The 15,792-nt window shown below is 63.9% G+C and carries 17 protein-coding genes and 1 pseudogene; 11 read left to right on the top strand and 7 right to left on the bottom strand.

All coding sequences use genetic code 11. The features are described 5' to 3' along the window. Positions 1 to 25: 25 nt before the first annotated feature. From E4P29_RS02120 to E4P29_RS02110, 3 genes are all read right to left on the bottom strand, one after another. The gene (locus tag E4P29_RS02120) at positions 26 to 295 is read right to left on the bottom strand and encodes a GlsB/YeaQ/YmgE family stress response membrane protein (RefSeq protein WP_027498459.1); all 270 of its coding nucleotides are present in this window, start codon (positions 293 to 295) and stop codon (positions 26 to 28) included. Between the two features lie 87 nt (positions 296 to 382). Next, positions 383 to 847 carry an SRPBCC family protein gene (locus tag E4P29_RS02115; RefSeq protein ID WP_135041486.1) on the bottom strand — a complete coding sequence of 155 codons (465 nt, stop codon included), beginning with the start codon at positions 845 to 847 and terminating at the stop codon, positions 383 to 385. Positions 848 to 1,034: 187 nt separating this feature from the next. Beyond that, on the bottom strand, positions 1,035 to 1,862 hold the full coding sequence (locus tag E4P29_RS02110; protein ID WP_135041484.1) for a DUF1206 domain-containing protein: 828 nt from the start codon (positions 1,860 to 1,862) through the stop codon (positions 1,035 to 1,037). Positions 1,863 to 2,060: 198 nt separating this feature from the next. Between E4P29_RS02110 and E4P29_RS25830 the strand changes: the two genes are divergently transcribed. From E4P29_RS25830 to E4P29_RS02085, 6 genes and pseudogenes are all read left to right on the top strand, one after another. Further along, a complete protein-coding gene (locus E4P29_RS25830; RefSeq protein WP_167735339.1) occupies positions 2,061 to 2,198 on the top strand; it encodes a hypothetical protein in 138 nt (45 codons plus the stop codon). A 97-nt stretch (positions 2,199 to 2,295) separates the two neighbouring features. Then, positions 2,296 to 3,951, top strand: a complete 1,656-nt coding sequence (locus E4P29_RS02105; RefSeq protein WP_027498456.1) for an FAD-dependent oxidoreductase — start codon at positions 2,296 to 2,298, stop codon at positions 3,949 to 3,951. Continuing rightward, a complete protein-coding gene (locus E4P29_RS02100; protein WP_135041482.1) occupies positions 3,948 to 5,381 on the top strand; it encodes an ATP-binding protein in 1,434 nt (477 codons plus the stop codon). The genes E4P29_RS02105 and E4P29_RS02100 overlap by 4 nt, the downstream gene beginning before the upstream one ends. Continuing rightward, positions 5,378 to 5,722: a UBP-type zinc finger domain-containing protein gene (locus tag E4P29_RS02095; protein ID WP_032382254.1), complete on the top strand. Its 345-nt coding sequence runs from the start codon at positions 5,378 to 5,380 to the stop codon at positions 5,720 to 5,722. The genes E4P29_RS02100 and E4P29_RS02095 overlap by 4 nt, the downstream gene beginning before the upstream one ends. Before the next feature lie 80 nt (positions 5,723 to 5,802). Further along, positions 5,803 to 6,480, top strand: a pseudogene (locus tag E4P29_RS02090) (GPP34 family phosphoprotein). Between the two features lie 7 nt (positions 6,481 to 6,487). Beyond that, positions 6,488 to 7,090 carry a DJ-1/PfpI family protein gene (locus E4P29_RS02085; protein ID WP_135041480.1) on the top strand — a complete coding sequence of 201 codons (603 nt, stop codon included), beginning with the start codon at positions 6,488 to 6,490 and terminating at the stop codon, positions 7,088 to 7,090. Here the strand turns inward: E4P29_RS02085 and E4P29_RS02080 are convergent. Next, positions 7,070 to 7,417: a DoxX family protein gene (locus E4P29_RS02080; RefSeq protein ID WP_027498451.1), complete on the bottom strand. Its 348-nt coding sequence runs from the start codon at positions 7,415 to 7,417 to the stop codon at positions 7,070 to 7,072. The two genes, E4P29_RS02085 and E4P29_RS02080, sit on opposite strands and share 21 nt — an antisense overlap. Before the next feature lie 79 nt (positions 7,418 to 7,496). Here E4P29_RS02080 and E4P29_RS02075 point away from each other — a divergent pair, with 79 nt between their 5' ends. Next, complete coding sequence (locus tag E4P29_RS02075) at positions 7,497 to 7,826, top strand: helix-turn-helix domain-containing protein (protein WP_135041478.1); 330 nt, start codon at positions 7,497 to 7,499, stop codon at positions 7,824 to 7,826. A gap of 49 nt (positions 7,827 to 7,875) precedes the next feature. Here E4P29_RS02075 and E4P29_RS02070 read toward each other — a convergent pair whose 3' ends face one another. Further along, complete coding sequence (locus E4P29_RS02070) at positions 7,876 to 9,741, bottom strand: BCCT family transporter (protein ID WP_135041476.1); 1,866 nt, start codon at positions 9,739 to 9,741, stop codon at positions 7,876 to 7,878. Between the two features lie 263 nt (positions 9,742 to 10,004). Between E4P29_RS02070 and E4P29_RS02065 the strand changes: the two genes are divergently transcribed. Genes E4P29_RS02065 through E4P29_RS02055 form a run of 3 tightly spaced genes read left to right on the top strand, consistent with a single transcriptional unit; the run spans position 10,005 to position 11,687 of the window. Then, entirely contained in the window at positions 10,005 to 10,922 is a 918-nt protein-coding gene (locus E4P29_RS02065) for a serine/threonine-protein kinase (RefSeq protein WP_135041474.1), read from the top strand. Between the two features lie 46 nt (positions 10,923 to 10,968). Beyond that, a complete protein-coding gene (locus E4P29_RS02060; protein ID WP_135041472.1) occupies positions 10,969 to 11,343 on the top strand; it encodes a helix-turn-helix domain-containing protein in 375 nt (124 codons plus the stop codon). Continuing rightward, positions 11,340 to 11,687, top strand: a complete 348-nt coding sequence (locus E4P29_RS02055) for a hypothetical protein (protein WP_135041470.1) — start codon at positions 11,340 to 11,342, stop codon at positions 11,685 to 11,687. Before E4P29_RS02060 ends, E4P29_RS02055 begins: the two co-directional genes overlap by 4 nt. Before the next feature lie 68 nt (positions 11,688 to 11,755). Here E4P29_RS02055 and E4P29_RS02050 read toward each other — a convergent pair whose 3' ends face one another. Next, entirely contained in the window at positions 11,756 to 13,237 is a 1,482-nt protein-coding gene (locus E4P29_RS02050) for an amino acid permease (RefSeq protein ID WP_135041468.1), read from the bottom strand. A 406-nt stretch (positions 13,238 to 13,643) separates the two neighbouring features. Between E4P29_RS02050 and groL the strand changes: the two genes are divergently transcribed. After that, positions 13,644 to 15,269: a chaperonin GroEL gene (gene groL, locus E4P29_RS02045; RefSeq protein WP_008713461.1), complete on the top strand. Its 1,626-nt coding sequence runs from the start codon at positions 13,644 to 13,646 to the stop codon at positions 15,267 to 15,269. 115 nt (positions 15,270 to 15,384) lie between these two features. Here groL and E4P29_RS02040 read toward each other — a convergent pair whose 3' ends face one another. Further along, the gene (locus tag E4P29_RS02040) at positions 15,385 to 15,738 is read right to left on the bottom strand and encodes a VOC family protein (protein ID WP_135041466.1); all 354 of its coding nucleotides are present in this window, start codon (positions 15,736 to 15,738) and stop codon (positions 15,385 to 15,387) included. Positions 15,739 to 15,792 lie beyond the last annotated feature (54 nt).

Raw genomic sequence — 15,792 nt, 5'->3', positions numbered from 1 at the left:
CGGCAGTCGGGAAGTGCGAGTGAAATCAGACGCGGCTGCGACCGGTCACGAGCTTGACCAGGAACAGCAGGATGCATGCACCGAGGATGCAGGTGATGAAGCTGAAGATCAGGCCGCCACCTTCGACGTCGACGCCGAAGACCTTGAGCAGGTATCCACCGATGAGGCCGCCGATGATGCCGACGACGATGTTCAGGATGATGCCCATCTGAGCATCCGTCTTCATGATCTTGCTGCCGATCCAGCCTGCGAGCCCGCCGATGATGATCCAGCCGATGATTCCGAGACCCAACATGTGTTGCCCCCACTTTCCGTGTGTTCGATTGCTTGTCGAAACCACGGATGCCCAGGGGCAACAAACCTGAAACCTTCCTGAGAAAAGTTATTTACGGCTCGACTTTTCGCTTTCGGTCTTGATTCGTCGGAGCGTGCTGTTCATGCCTTCGACCAACTCGACATCGAATTCGTCGATCCCGCCGAGGATCCGCTTGACCAGCAGTGACGACACGGCCGAGGTGCCGCTGGGGGCTTCCCGCTTCTCGACGACGGTGGTTCCGGTTGCCGTCGGAGTGAGTGTGTACGACCAGATCGTCTTGTTCTCGACGATGCGGAACGCCAGCGCCTTGTTCGGCTCGAAGGTGACGACCTTGGCGCTGGTCGGCCAGACGAGCAGGCCTTTGCGGTTGATGTTGAGCGTTCTGGTTCCTTTGCCGACGGGTCCGCCGAAGACCTTCATCTTCATGCACTGTGGGCTCCACTCGCCCATGCGCTGCAGGTCCGACACGACCGACCACACGGCCTGCGGACTGGCATCGATGTCGATCGTGGCTTCGAGGGTCTTGCTCAACGGGGGCCTCCGGGTAGTGGGAATAGCTGCAACTGATCGTCACACCAATTGTGTGCATCCTATGTGGCCGTGACCACACTCGGCCACCATGTGAGTGGAAGCTCGTAGCCCACTACGAACTTCCACTCACCTGGGTCGTTCCGCGGGCTCCACTCCTGCTCACATGCGAGCGGAGCGAGCTCCCCGCTCACATGCGAGCGCGGCGAGCCAGGACGAACGCATACAGGCCGTACAGAGCGATTCCCACGCCGGCGAGGATCAACAGAACCTGCCCGTACGGCTGGGCTCCCAGGGTCTTGACAGCACCATCGATTCCGGTGGCCTTCGACGGGTCGGACTGCAGTACCGCCACGACGACGAGGATTCCCGCTCCCACGAGCGCCGTGCCCTTGGCCGCGTATCCGGCGATGCCGAGTTTCACGACCGCTCCGCTCTGGCTGCCCTCGAGGTCGTCGAGGAAATTCTTCGAGACGCCCTTGTAGACGTGGTATCCGCCGACACCGATGACGACCAGGGCGATGACGATCAATACGAGTTTGCCGCCACCGGATTCCATCAGTCGCGCCGAGTAGCCCGCGTTCTGTTGTCCGCTGGACTTACCGGATCCGGTCGCGAAGCCGTAGGTGGAGAATGCGAATGCGATGTAGACGATGGCCAGCGCGGCCGCCTTGAGTCGGTCCATCGCGCTGCCCTCGTCGGAATCGGACTTCTTGCCGACGATCGCTTCGACGATGCGCCACAGGGCCAGCGCCACGAACGCGACGACGGCAACCCACAGTGCAATCTTTCCGCCGGGCTTGTCGGCCAGTTCGGCGAGTGCACCGGACTGGTCGGCGTTTCCGCCCTGGCCGAACGCCAATCGGACGGCGATGTATCCGATCAGGATGTGCAGCACTCCGCTGACGAAGTGGCCGGCCCGGGCCGCCTTCTCGAATGCACCGTTGTCCTGGACCGAATTGGCGAAAGATTTACCTGTTGCCGAATGCCCCGACGTGGATTTTCCCGACGTGTTCACGAACGTTCCCCGATCAGTTGATGTGGGCCGAGGTTTACCCCACGTATGGCGAGGGGAAACGGTCTTTCGGCGCGAAACGCCGTACGAGATCCCAGCCCGGCGTTAACGCCGGGCGGACACTGATCGATGTAGCAAGCGGAGTGTCGGGACCAACGAAGAAATTGTTCGGAGTGATCCACCGTGAAATTACAGTCGATAATGCGTCGTACCAGCAGTGATCTGCCCCTGTTGAAGACCGCCAAGATGAGCGGCAGCCCGCGCACCTGGCCGGCCGAGAAGCTCGAGCGTCTGCTCACCCCGCAGGAGATCGATCTGATCAGGCGCGGCCGAATCTGACCCTGTTGTTCCCAGGCTCGACGCCGTCACTCACCTCCCATATCGGGCCCCGTGGTGGCATGCTCATGAGGTTGACGAGCACCAGTCCTGGAGGGTCATGAAACCGGTCATTCTCAGCGTCGACGACGATCCCGGAGTATCGCGCTCGGTCGCCCGCGACCTGCGCCGCCGGTATGGCGAGCAGTACCGCATCGTCCGGGCGGAATCCGGTGCCGGGGCGCTCGATGCGCTCAAGGAACTGACGTTGCGCGGCACTCCGGTCGCGATCCTGTTGGCCGACTACCGCATGCCGAACATGAGCGGCATGGAATTTCTCGAACAGGCGATGGACCTGTTTCCGACGGCGCGGCGAATCCTGCTCACCGCCTATGCCGACACCGACGCTGCGATCGACGCCATCAACGTCATCGATCTCGACTACTACCTGCTCAAGCCGTGGGATCCACCCGAGGAGAAGCTCTACCCCGTCCTCGACGCTCAGCTCGAAGCCTGGTGTGCGTACGACCACCGGGCCGTGGAGGACACCAAGATCGTCGGCCACCGCTGGTCTGCGCGGTCTTCGGAGATCAGGGAGTTCCTCGCCCGCAATCAACTGCCGTACCGCTGGTACATGTCCGACGAATCGGAGGGTGCGCGGCTGTTGGCGGCGGCCGGAGTGGCCGACGACCGCCTCCCGGTGGTCATCACCACCGAAGGTGACGCGCTGATCGAGCCGTCCGATGCCGAGCTCGGCAACCGCCTGGGGCTGACGGTCTCGCCGTCCGAGGAGTTCTACGACCTCGTCGTCATCGGCGGCGGCCCGGCCGGTCTCGGCGCTGCGCTCTACGGCGCGTCCGAAGGGCTGCGCACCACGTTGATCGAGCGCACTGCGACGGGCGGGCAGGCCGGGCAGAGTTCACGCATCGAGAATTACCTCGGCTTTCCCGACGGCGTCTCGGGCGCGCAACTCGCCGAGCGGGCTCGGCGGCAGGCACTGAAGTTCGGTGCCGAGGTGGTCACCACGCAGGACGTCGTGGCCTTGGAGACAAACGGCGCTGCGCGGACCGTGCGGTTCGCCGACGGCCGTAGCATCAGCGCCCAGACGATCATTCTGTCCACCGGCGTCGCGTACCGCCGGTTGGAGGCCCCCGGAATCGACGACTTCACCGGTCGCGGAGTGTTCTACGGATCGGCGATGACCGAGGCAGCTCGCTGCGCCGAGCAGGACGTCTTCATCGTCGGCGGCGCGAACTCGGCAGGCCAGGCAGCGGTGTATCTCTCGCGGGGCGCGAGGTCGGTGACGATCCTGATCCGCGCGGCGTCCCTCGAGGCATCGATGTCGTACTACCTCATCAAGCAGATCGAAGAGAACCCGAAGATCAGCGTTCGGCCGTGTACCGAGGTCGTCGGCGTCTCCGGTGACGGGCACCTCGAGCAGATCGTGCTGCACAACAGGGCAACCGACGAGACGACGACGGTGGACGCGCAGTACCTGTTCCTCTTCATCGGCGCGGCACCGCGTACCGATTGGCTCGACGGCGTGCTCGTGCGTGACGATCACGGATTCGTGGTGACGGGCCCCGATCTGGTGGTCGACGGCCGCGGTCCTGCCGGGTGGACACCCGCGCGGTTGCCGCATCACCTCGAGACGAGCGTGCCGGGGGTGTTCGCGGCCGGGGACGTCCGGTCGGACTCGGCCAAGCGGGTTGCCTCGGCAGTGGGAGAAGGAGCGATGGCCGTGATGTTGGTGCACAGATACCTGGCGAACCCGTGAACGCGCCCCTGTGTGATCCGGAGGAGTTGCGGACACTGTTCTTGTTCGAGCAGCTCACCGACGAGCAGCTCGCCGAGCTGTGTCGTGACGGCCGCATCGAGACGATCGAGCCGGGACCGGTGTACGCGGAGGGCGACCCAGCCACGTGCTTCTACGTGTTGATCGAGGGGTCGGTGGTGCTCTCGAAGCTGTCGGGCGGGGAAGACCTGGTGGTCAATCGCACCTCGCAGCGCGGGGTGTATGCCGGTGCGTGGCAGGCATATCTGGGCGATCGGGTACCGCAGACCTACCAGGGTTCGATGCGGGTGACCGCGCAGTCCCGGTTCTTCGTCCTCGATGCCGACTGCTTCGCCTCGATCGTGCGCGAGTGGTTCCCGATGGCCCTGCATCTGCTCGAGGGATTGTTCTTCGGAAACCAGAACACCAAGCAGGTCGTCGAGCAGCGAGAACGCTTGTTGGCGTTGGGTTCTCTGTCGGCCGGGTTGACGCACGAGCTGAACAATCCGGCCGCGGCTGCGGTGCGGGCGACGTCCGCGTTGCGGAATCGGGTGGCGCACATGCGGCAGAAGTTGGCGATGATCGCCGGCGGGACCCTCGATCGCTCGAGCTTGTCGCATCTGGTCGGACTGCAGAACGAGGCCGTCGAACTGGTGGCCAAGGCTCCGAAGCTGACCGCGATGGAGGCGTCGGACCGGGAGGACGAGCTCGGAGAGTGGTTCGACGACAACGGAATCGACGGGGGATGGGATCTGGCCCCCACTTTCGTCTCGGCGGGTCTCGACGTGCCGTGGCTGGATCGGGTGTCGGCGACGGTGGGGGATCCGGCCATGCTCGAAGGGGCGATCAGGTGGCTCAACTACACGGTCGAGACCGAGTTGTTGATGAACGAGATCTCGGATTCGACCACTCGGATCTCCACTCTGGTCGGCGCAGCCAAGCAGTACTCGCAGATGGATCGAGCGCCCTACCAGACCGTCGACGTACGGGAACTGCTCGACAGCACGCTGATCATGTTGGGACGCAAGATCGGTGACGATATCCGCGTGGTGAAGGAATACGACCCGTCGGTGCCGCCCATTCCCGCCTATGCCGCCGAGCTCAATCAGGTGTGGACCAATCTGATCGACAACGCGGTGCAGGCCATGGAGGGCCGCGGCACGCTCACCGTCCGCACACTTCTCGACGACGATCAGGTGCAGATCGAGGTGTGCGACACCGGACCCGGTGTGCCGGAAAATATTCGGTCGCGAATCTTCGAGCCGTTCTTCACCACCAAGGCCGTCGGTGAAGGCACGGGACTGGGTCTGGACATCTCGTGGCGGATCGTGGTGAAGAAGCATCAAGGCGATCTGCGAGTGGTGTCTCGGCCGGGAGACACCCGATTCATCGTGCGACTGCCCGTTCATCCAGCAATCGAGGAGGCATCATGACGATCGACGGTATTGATCCGACAGTCCCGCCGTCCGGCCCGGGCTGCGTGGAGTGCACGCAGACGCAGGGGTGGTGGGTGCATCTGCGGCGATGTGCGCAGTGCGGGCACATCGGGTGCTGTGATTCGTCTCCGTCGCAGCACGCCAGCAAGCACGCCGAATCCACTCGGCACCAGTTCGTTCGCAGCTACGAGCCCGGTGAGGACTGGTTCTACAACTACGAGGACGAGCAGATGTACGACGGGCCCGAACTTGCTCCGCCGCAACATCATCCGCTCGATCAGACGGTTCCGGGCCCTCGTGAACGGGTGCCCTCGAATTGGCAGAGTCTGATCAACTGAGTGGGCTGGGCCGACTGAACAGTCGATTTCGCCCGGATGAACACCGCAAATCGAGTGCGCACTGTGGGTAATCTCGCAGCATGACCGTGATTGCGGAGGACCTGCTGCTGTTGTTGCTCGACGACGAATCGGGCAAGCCATCGGCCGATTCCACCAAGTTGCCCCGGGTTCTCGCGGGTGCGCTGGTCGTCGAGCTCGCCCTGGGCGGGTCGCTCCGCATCACCGGTCCCGGTGAGCAGACCAAGAAGGACCACGTCGTCGTCGCGGGAGATCCGCCCGCAGACCCGTTGCTGCGGCGGGTGTTCGATCTGGTGGCAACGGCGTCGCGGCCGATGAAGCCGCAGAAGGTGATCGAGAAGTCGCAGAAGAATCTGGCGAAGGAACTGGCTGCGCGTCTGGTCTCGCAGGGCTTCGTCACCGAGAAGCAGGACAAGGTCTGGGGGCTCTTCCCGACGACGACGTGGCCGGCTCGCGACACCTCGCGGGAGAAGGTGCTGCGGGATGCACTGCGCAGCGCTCTTGTCGACGGCACGACGCCGACGCCGCACTCGGCTGCCCTGATCTCACTGATCTCGGCAGTCGATCTGACGCACAAGGTCATCGTCGATGCCGACAAGAAGGTGCTGAAGACCAGGGCCAAACAGATCGCCGAGGGTGAGTAGGCGGGTGCAGCTGTCCGCAAAGCGGTCTCGGACGTCAATGCCGCGGTGACGGCAGCGATCATGGTGCCCGTCATCGTTTCGACCACGAGCAGCTGAGGCGAAAATGAGAAGTATTGCGATTCTGTTGTTCGACGACGTCGAGGTGCTCGATGCCTGCGGGCCGTTCGAGGTGTTCTCGGTGGCCAACAGGGTGGCCGAACGTGCCGGTAGCGCGGTGCCTTTCGAGGTGACGCTCGTCGGGCTTCACGATAAATCGGTACGCGCGCGAGGTGGGATGAGGATCGGCGTCGACACCACGATCGACGATTCACGGACCTACGACCTCGTCCTGGTTCCCGGCGGTGTCGTCGACTCGGTCGAAGCGGACGGCCGAGTTCTTCAGTGGCTGCAGCGGATTCGACCCAGCGCAGAAGTTGTCGCATCGGTGTGCACCGGTGCGTTCGTTCTCGCGGCGGCGGGCCTGCTCGATTCGCGTCCGGTCACCACGCACTGGGAGGACCTCGACCTGTTGCGCACGCGCTGGCCCGGGCTGGCCGTGCACGAGGGGGTTCGGTACATCGACCACGGCGATCTGGCGACGTCGGCCGGTATCAGTGCGGGCCTGGACCTCGCGCTGCACCTGGTCGCGCGGTGGACGAGCGCCGATCAGGCTCTCGCCACCGCGGGCCAGATGGACTACGACTGGTCAGGCGCTGAGCACCCGTAGGACCAGGGCGACGACGGCGAATACGGCCAGTCCTGCCGCCGGTCCGAATTCCTTGTCCTTGACGCGCAGGTGCGCGACGACTGCTCCGACGAAGTACGCGATGACGCCGATGGCTGCCGCCACTCCGATCGGCCATGCGAACAGGCCGACGAGCAGGCCGATGGCACCGAGTATCTCCGCGTAGGCCAACCACGGAATCTTGTCGGCGGGCACGCCCACCTGCTCGAGCATCGGGACGACGGAGGGGTTGCGCGTCAGCTTTCCGACGGCGGAGAACGTGAGTGCCACGGCCAGCAGCACCGACACGACGACTGTTGCGATGAACATGAGCCCTGCTTTCATTTCTGAGGCCACTAGTGAATCAGAAGCGGCAATGCAGACAGTAGCACTTCGGTACGGTGGGGTCATGGCCCCGAACGAACCCACTCACGAACCTCGTGCCTGCGACGGAGCCCTCACCAAAGCGTTCGGCTTCCTCGGCAAGCGATGGAACGGAATTCTGCTGGCCACCCTGATGAACGGGTCGATGGGATTCGCGGATCTGCGGCGGGCCGTCGGCGGAATCAGCGATTCGGTTCTGTCCGAGCGGCTCGGTGAGCTCGGCAAAGCCGGGTTGGTCCAGCGAACAGTGGACAACGGACCGCCGCTCTCGGTGCAGTACAGCCTGACGCAGTCCGGAGCGGCGCTGCTGCCGTCACTGCAGGAACTCACCGATTGGGCTTCGAAAAATCTCTGACCCCCGCGATCGTGTCGCGAGGGCCAGAGGTCGGTGGGTGAGAAGGTGATCAGTCCGCGTTCTTGCTGACGTTCTGGCCTTCGGCCGAATCTGCGAACTCCTGGGTGTCGAACACTTCGCCGCCCAGAGGATCGACCGGCGCGTTGTCGCCTGAGTACTCGACAGCACCCGTCTCGGGGTGAATCTCGAGTTGTTCGGTGGGCACCTCCCGCACGGCCAGTACCAGGCTGCCGTCGGTGCGCGGCGTCGTCATCCCTTCTCGAGACGGTGCCAAGCCGGAGAACGTGGTCGATATTCCGGCGCTGGCGCGCTTACGCAGTGTGGGTGACGACGTCGGCGCATCGAGCTCGTCCTCCGCGACGTCCGGCGTCGCGGTGACGTGGAGGTACCGCGGGGTGGTGGCGACGTCGTAGCGGAAGGCCTTCAGCATCGACACGCAGGCCAAGACGAGCACGATCGAGAACGGCACCGCTGTGGCTATCGACATCGTCTGCAGGGCCGTCAACGATCCTGTTCCGCCGATGAGGAGCAGCACCGTTGCTGCCACGCCCTCGAGAATGGACCAGTACACACGGGTGATCTTCGGGGGTTCGAGATCGCCACCGGTGGAGAGGATGTCGATCACCAGCGAGCCGGAGTCGGAGGACGTCACGAAGAAGAAGACGATGACCAGGATCGCCAGCACGCTGCTGATCGTGGCCAACGGCAACGTGTCGAGCAGCTGAAACAGACTCGTGTTGGTGTCGACGGCACCGTCGACCAGTAAGTCGCCGTTCTCGCGTTGGCGCAGAATGCCCGCGTCGCCGAAGATGGTGAACCACAGCGAGCCGATGACCGTCGGTGCCAGCAAGACGCCGAACACGAACTCACGAATGGTGCGGCCGCGCGAGATGCGGGCGATGAACATGCCGACGAACGGTGCCCAACTCATCCACCAACCCCAGTAGAAGATGGTCCAGTCGCCGGTCCAGCCGTCGTCGGAGAACGGGGAGGTGCGCAGCATCAACTCGGGCAGAGCCTGAACGTAGCCGCCGAGGTTCTGGACCCAGGACTGCATGAGGAACAGGCTCGGCCCGGCGAGGAGGACGAACAGGGCCAGACCAGCGGCCAGTCCCATGTTGATGTTCGAGAGCCATTTGAGTCCGCGAGAGACGCCGGACACGACGGAGAACGTCGCGAGGCCGGTCACGCCGGCGATGATGGCGACCGTCACCCAGTTGTTGGTATCGACCCAGCCCAGGTAGTCGAGGCCCGCGGAGATCTGCTGGACACCGAATCCGAGCGAGGTGGCCACGCCGAACAATGTGCCGATGATCGCGACCGCGTCGATCGCGTGACCGATTCCGCCCTCGATGCGCTTGCGCCCCAATAGCGGCTCCAGCAACCAGCGCACGGACAGTGGGCGGCCCTTGCGGTAGGTCATGTAGGCCAGCCCGAGTCCGACCACGACGTAGATCGCCCAGGCGTGCAGACCCCAGTGGAACAGGGTCAGCTCCATCGCCTGACGGGCGGCCGGGTCGGTACTGCCGGGAACACCGCCGGCCTCGGGTGGGGTGACGTAGTGGGACAGAGGCTCGGCGACGCCGTAGAACACCAGGCCGATGCCCATGCCGGCGCTGAACAGCATGGCGAACCAGGACAGGACGCCGAACTCGGGCTTTTCGTCGTCACGTCCGAGGCGAATATTGCCGACCTTGCTGAGTCCGCAGTACAGCGCGAAGACGACGAATCCGGTGGTGACGAGGATGTACCACCAACCGACGCCGTTCGTGATGGCCTGGTTGAGATTGTCGAACGCATCCGCGGCGGTGCCTGCGTAGATCACCGAGAAGGCGATCATGACGAAAATGACTACGGACGCGGGCACGAAGACCGGTTTGAGCAGTCCTCCCCACGCTTCCTTCACAGCTTTCATTTACTTGACTTCCTTGGAACGAGTTGAGGTGATCGGCCGACCGCTATCGGTGTGCCGTTCTATTTCTCTTGTTTTGGTCAAGTACCGGTAAACACCATAGGGGACATCGTCGCTGGTGGCGAAACTGCCGCACGCTCCCGCAACACCACCGAGTCGCCGGAATGTGCTCTGCGGACTACAGTTCTGTCGATGCTGCGGACCCGTCCGATCGTCTCTCTCATGAGCCTGTGGGCTGTGAGTGAGGCTGGGCAGCAGGTGATTCCATGACGGCCGGCCGGTTGCAGCCGGGTACCGATTTCGCCGGTTTCCGGGTGCAGCGCCGCCTCGGGGTCGGCGGCATGAGTGAGGTGTACCTCGTACTCGGCCGCGGACACGATCGGCTCGAAGCTCTGAAGATCCTCGACCGTGACGCTTCGCGGTCGCCGCGACTGCGCACCAAATTTCGGACCGAGGCCACGGTGGCCGAGCTGCTGGTGCATCCGAACATCGTGTCGGTGCACGAACACGGTTGTTTCGAGGGACAGTTGTGGATGTCGATGCACTACGTCGACGGGTACAGCGCGGCGCGGTTGGTCGCCCGCGGACAGATTGCACTCGACGTTTCCCGCGTGGCGCGCATCGTCGCCGAGGTAGCCAAGGGGCTCGACTACGCCCACTCGAACGGCGTCCTGCACCGGGACGTCAAGCCGTCGAACATCCTCATTTCCACCGAGCGGGTGGACGGCTACGAGCAGGTGTTGCTGTCCGACTGGGGAATTGCGCGTCTGGTCGACGACTCGGCGCCGCTGGTCGTCGGTGGAACGGTGCTGGCGTCCATTCATTACGCGGCACCGGAACTGCTGCGCGGGGGAGTGCTGAGTGCGCAGACCGACGTCTACGCATTGGGCGCGACGCTGGTCGAATTGCTCACCGGGAGAACGCCGTACCCGCTGGCCACGCCGCTCGCGATCACCTCGGCTCATCTGTCGGCCGACCCGCCTGCCGTGACGCGGCGGCGGCGATCACTACCGCGGGGACTCGACGCGGTGGTCGCACGCGCGTTGGCGAAGGAGCCGGCGGATCGATTCGAGACCTGTGTGGAACTGGCCGACGCCGTCGCTGCCGCCATTGCCGCAGGGATTCCGGAACCACCCGTGCGACGCTCGCCGTTCACTCGGTCGCGGTGGCTCAGGTTTTCTTGACCGATCGTTCTTGACTGAATGGTCATCTATCTGACAAGCTCGACGTGTGGGACGAACCAGAAGTTTCGACGAGGCCGAGGTCGTGGCTTCGGCCGCCCAGCAGTTTCGGGCCAACGGCTACGAGGCAACCTCGCTCGACGACCTGCTGAGGGTCACCGGACTGCATCGCGGCAGCCTCTACCAGGCTTTCGGTAGCAAGCGAGGGGTGTTCCTCGCGGCGCTGACCCGAACCGAACGGGATCTGGATCTACTACTGGTGGCTCTGCTGGAACTCGCGCCCTCGGACGACCACGTGCGTGAGATATGTGCGCGGAGCCTGCGCGGACTCGACGCCGAGGACGCCGCCCAGATGCTCGGCGAACGCTTGCTCGGGCGCGCCCACGTCACGTTGTCTGCCGCCATCGAAGGAGAAGATCAATGAACACTGTCACCGTCGTCGATGCCGCTTTGATCGTCGAGCCGAGAGGGCTGGACAAGCTGTGGTCGTTCACCCGTCGACTACGGATACCGTTGACGCACGTTCGCGGCGCGACCCACGATCCAGGAGCTGCCGACGAGCCCAAGGGAATCCGGGCCCCCGGGCTGGGCTTGCCGGGCAAGACCGCCGGCACTTTTCATCGTGACGGCGTCAAGACGTTCTACAACGTGACGGGGAGCAGGGACACGATCGTGATCGAACTGCAGGACGAGAAGTATCAGCGGCTCATTCTGTCTGTCGACGATCCGCGTGCAGTGGTACGGCAGATCAACCTGGCGGCCGCGTGATCGACCCTCCATGAGCAGGGCCCCGGATCGAGTCGATGCGGGGCCCAGCGGCTCGGGGTGAGGCGGACTCACTGCTCCGGTTCGGTCGGACGGTTTGCCACCACCGGGTACTGACCGGTGTAGCCCATTCGTTCCTCGGCCACGGACAGCACCTTGGTGCGTACCAGGAACCAGCCACCGATCAGTGCGGGAATGATGACCACCAGGGTGGCTATCGTCCACGATCCGATCGGAGCGTCGAAGGCCATCAGCACCAGCACGCCGAACAGGAACACCAGCGTCGCGTAGCTGGTGTACGGCGCCCCGAACAGGCGGAACTTGGGTCGCTCCACGATGCCCTTCTTGGACCAGCGATACAGCTGGATCTGGCACAGCACGATGGTCGCCCAGCTGGCGATGATGCCCAGTGCAGACATGTTCAGCACGATCTCGAAAGCCTCACCGGGGGCGATGGCGTTGAGCGCGACACCGAACAGGGTGATGAAACAGGTGAGCAGAATGCCGCCGAACGGCACTCCACCCTTGGTCATCTTCTTGGTGAACTCCGGCGCGCTGCCGTTCATTGCCATCGACCGCAGGATGCGGCCGGTCGAGTACAGGCCGGCATTCAGGGAAGACAGCGCCGCGGTCAGCACCACGATGTTCATGATGGTGCCCGCACCGCCGAGTCCGATGCTCGAGAAGAACGTCACGAACGGCGAGGTGCCGGCCTGGTAGGCGGTGTACGGCATGAGCAGGGCCAGCAATACCAGTGAACCGACGTAGAACAGGGCGATGCGGGCGATGACCGAGTTGATCGCCCGCGGCATGATCTTCTCCGGGTTCTCGGTCTCGCCGGCCGCAGTTCCGACGAGTTCGACTGCGGCATAGGCGAACACAACACCCGAGATGACGATGACCAGCGGCCAGGCGCCGGTCGGGAACAAGCCCCCGTTGTCGGTGATGAGGCTGATACCCGGCATCTGCGAGCCCACCGGGATGCGTCCGGCGAGGAAGACGATGCCCACGATCAGGAACGTCACCAAAGCGACGACCTTGATGATCGCTGCCCAGAATTCCATCTCGCCGAACCATTTGACCGAGACCAGGTTCACGCTCATGACGATGACCAACGCGATCAACGCGATGACCCACTGAGGGATCACTTCGAAACTGCCCCAGTAGTGCATGTAGGTCGCGACGGCGGTGGTGTCGACGATGGCCGTCATCGCCCAGTTCAGGAAGTACAGCCAGCCTGCGACGAACGCTGCCTTCTCGCCGAAGAACTCCCGGGCGTACGAGACGAAGCTGCCCGAGGACGGACGATGCAGCACCAACTCGCCGAGGGCGCGCAGGATGAAGAAGACGAAGATTCCGCAAAGGGCGTAGGCGAGGAAGAGGCCGGGTCCGGCGCTGGCGAGGCGTCCGCCCGCGCCGAGGAACAGGCCGGTACCGATTGCGCCGCCGATCGCGATCATCTGTAACTGCCGAGGTTTGAGGGTCTTGTGATAGCCCTCTTCCTCGTGGTCCATCGCCGAGTTGTCGTACGAGGTGTCGACCGTATCGGACATGTTTCGATCCTTGCTGTCGGATTTGTAGGGTTTTGTCCGAATTTTTTGACGTCGAAGCTGATGTCACTCAACGGTATTGGCGTCAAGGGTTCGATGCACGGTATTCGAATGTAAACAATGCGTACGGGTGTGAACAGTGCGTGACGAATACCGGCTCGGCTGAGCATCTGCTCGAGGACTGCCTCGTGCGGTGGCGTCGGGCACAGGGGCGGTGGTGGTTCGCTCGAGGCGGACGACCTTGCACTCGCCATGGGCGAGTGCTAGAAATGCAGTTGGCACTCTCGACACGTGAGTGCCAGGTCGGGACACGGTGAGGCCGGGGAATCAACGACACCCCTGGTCGTCCGTCGCGGGCACCGAGCTCGGCCAGCAATGTGTCACCCCCAATCCGGAGGATCACTTCGCAATGGCCAAGATCATCGCGTTCGACGAAGAGGCACGCCGTGGCCTCGAGCGAGGCCTCAATGCCCTCGCCGACGCAGTAAAGGTGACGTTGGGCCCCAAGGGTCGCAACGTCGTACTCGAAAAGAAGTGGGGAGCTCCCACGATCACCAACGATGGAGTTTCCATCGCCAAGGAGATCGAGCTCGAAGATCCCTACGAGAAGATCGGTGCCGAGCTCGTCAAGGAGGTCGCCAAGAAGACCGACGACGTCGCAGGCGACGGCACCACCACCGCTACCGTTCTCGCTCAGGCACTCGTCCGTGAAGGCCTGCGCAACGTCGCAGCCGGCGCGAACCCGCTCGGCCTCAAGCGCGGCATCGAGAAGGCTGTTGCAGCCGTCACCGAGTCGCTGCTCGCGTCCGCCAAGGAGATCGACACCAAGGAGCAGATCGCTGCTACCGCTGGCATCTCCGCAGGCGACCCGTCCATCGGCGAGCTCATCGCCGAGGCAATGGACAAGGTCGGCAAGGAAGGCGTCATCACGGTCGAGGAGTCCAACACCTTCGGCCTGCAGCTCGAGCTCACCGAGGGCATGCGCTTCGACAAGGGCTACATCTCGGCGTACTTCGCCACCGATGCAGAGCGTCAGGAAGCCGTCCTCGAAGACGCGTACATCCTGCTCGTCAGCTCCAAGATCAGCACCGTCAAGGACCTGCTGCCGCTGCTGGAGAAGGTCATCCAGTCCGGCAAGCCGCTCGTCATCATCGCCGAGGACGTCGAGGGCGAAGCTCTCTCCACCCTCGTGGTGAACAAGATCCGTGGCACCTTCAAGTCCGTCGCCGTCAAGGCTCCCGGATTCGGTGACCGCCGCAAGGCACAGCTCGCCGACATCGCCATCCTCACCGGTGGCGAGGTCATCAGCGAAGAGGTCGGCCTCTCCCTGGAGACCGCCGGACTCGAGCTGCTCGGTCAGGCACGCAAGGTCGTCATCACCAAGGACGAGACCACCATCGTCGAGGGCTCGGGAGATTCCGACGCCATCGCCGGTCGCGTCAACCAGATCCGCGCCGAGATCGAGAACTCCGATTCCGATTACGACCGCGAGAAGCTGCAGGAGCGCCTGGCCAAGCTGGCCGGTGGCGTTGCAGTCATCAAGGCCGGAGCGGCAACCGAGGTCGAGCTCAAGGAGCGCAAGCACCGCATCGAAGATGCAGTGCGTAACGCCAAGGCAGCCGTCGAAGAAGGCATCGTCGCCGGTGGCGGCGTGGCACTGCTCCAGGCAGCGCCCGCACTCGACAACCTCAAGCTCGACGGTGACGAGGCAACCGGCGTGAACATCGTTCGCGTCGCACTGTCCGCTCCGCTCAAGCAGATCGCATTCAACGCCGGCCTCGAGCCCGGCGTCGTTGCGGACAAGGTCTCCAACCTGCCCGCCGGTCACGGCCTCAACGCCGCGACCAACGAGTACGAGGACCTGCTCGCTGCAGGCATCAACGACCCGGTCAAGGTCACCCGCTCGGCACTGCAGAACGCAGCGTCCATCGCGGCTCTGTTCCTCACCACCGAGGCCGTCGTCGCCGACAAGCCCGAGAAGGCCGGAGCGCCCGCAGGCGATCCGACCGGTGGCATGGGCGGCATGGACTTCTGAGTCCAGCCCCTCGCTGAAAAAGCCCGACTCCGCTCCGCGGGGTCGGGCTTTTTCGTTCGAATCGGGTGCAACCAGCCGCGCTCAGCGCGGTCAGCTGCACCCGATTCCGAAGCAGTCAGTCCCGGTGATACGCGATGTTGATGACATTGCCGTCGGGAGCGCGAACGAAGAAGCGGCGCACACCCCACGGCTCGGTGGTCAACGGGTACACGATCTCGTAGCCCAGTTTCTGCGCTTCGGCGTACGCGCCGTCGACATCGTCGGTGAGCACCGACATCACCGAATCCTCCGGTGCGCTGGCATCTCCGGTCACCAGTTGAACGCTGACCGGGCGGTCGGGTGACGTCAGCCGCGTCACCCACCCCATGTCGAACTCCTCCGAACGCAGCCCGAGAAACTCGGAGTAGAACGATTTGGCAGCGTCGACGTTCGGAACCCGCAGATTGGTGATGATGCTCGTCGTTCTCATCGAAGCTCCTTCATGCACGGATCGATCGACAGCGTGGAGGTTCGACGCTAGCAG

It is taken from the genome of Rhodococcus sp. 1R11 (genome assembly GCF_004563845.1).
GTDB lineage: Bacteria > Actinomycetota > Actinomycetes > Mycobacteriales > Mycobacteriaceae > Rhodococcoides.
The sequence above is the reverse complement of the archived record's forward strand: the minus strand, read 5'-3'. Positions and strand labels throughout refer to the sequence as shown.

Bases quoted from the DNA above. Each gene is read 5' to 3' on its own strand.
- E4P29_RS02120 (WP_027498459.1), bottom strand. From the start codon at position 295: ATGTTGGGTCTCGGAATCATCGGCTGGATCATCATCGGCGGGCTCGCA.
- E4P29_RS25830 (WP_167735339.1), top strand. From the start codon at position 2,061: ATGCGTCGTACCAGCAGTGATCTGCCCCTGTTGAAGACCGCCAAGATG.
- E4P29_RS02105 (WP_027498456.1), top strand. From the start codon at position 2,296: ATGAAACCGGTCATTCTCAGCGTCGACGACGATCCCGGAGTATCGCGC.
- E4P29_RS02095 (WP_032382254.1), top strand. From the start codon at position 5,378: ATGACGATCGACGGTATTGATCCGACAGTCCCGCCGTCCGGCCCGGGC.
- E4P29_RS02085 (WP_135041480.1), top strand. From the start codon at position 6,488: ATGAGAAGTATTGCGATTCTGTTGTTCGACGACGTCGAGGTGCTCGAT.
- E4P29_RS02080 (WP_027498451.1), bottom strand. From the start codon at position 7,417: ATGTTCATCGCAACAGTCGTCGTGTCGGTGCTGCTGGCCGTGGCACTC.
- E4P29_RS02075 (WP_135041478.1), top strand. From the start codon at position 7,497: ATGGCCCCGAACGAACCCACTCACGAACCTCGTGCCTGCGACGGAGCC.
- E4P29_RS02070 (WP_135041476.1), bottom strand. From the start codon at position 9,741: ATGAAAGCTGTGAAGGAAGCGTGGGGAGGACTGCTCAAACCGGTCTTC.
- E4P29_RS02065 (WP_135041474.1), top strand. From the start codon at position 10,005: ATGACGGCCGGCCGGTTGCAGCCGGGTACCGATTTCGCCGGTTTCCGG.
- E4P29_RS02055 (WP_135041470.1), top strand. From the start codon at position 11,340: ATGAACACTGTCACCGTCGTCGATGCCGCTTTGATCGTCGAGCCGAGA.
- E4P29_RS02050 (WP_135041468.1), bottom strand. From the start codon at position 13,237: ATGTCCGATACGGTCGACACCTCGTACGACAACTCGGCGATGGACCAC.
- groL (WP_008713461.1), top strand. From the start codon at position 13,644: ATGGCCAAGATCATCGCGTTCGACGAAGAGGCACGCCGTGGCCTCGAG.
- E4P29_RS02040 (WP_135041466.1), bottom strand. From the start codon at position 15,738: ATGAGAACGACGAGCATCATCACCAATCTGCGGGTTCCGAACGTCGAC.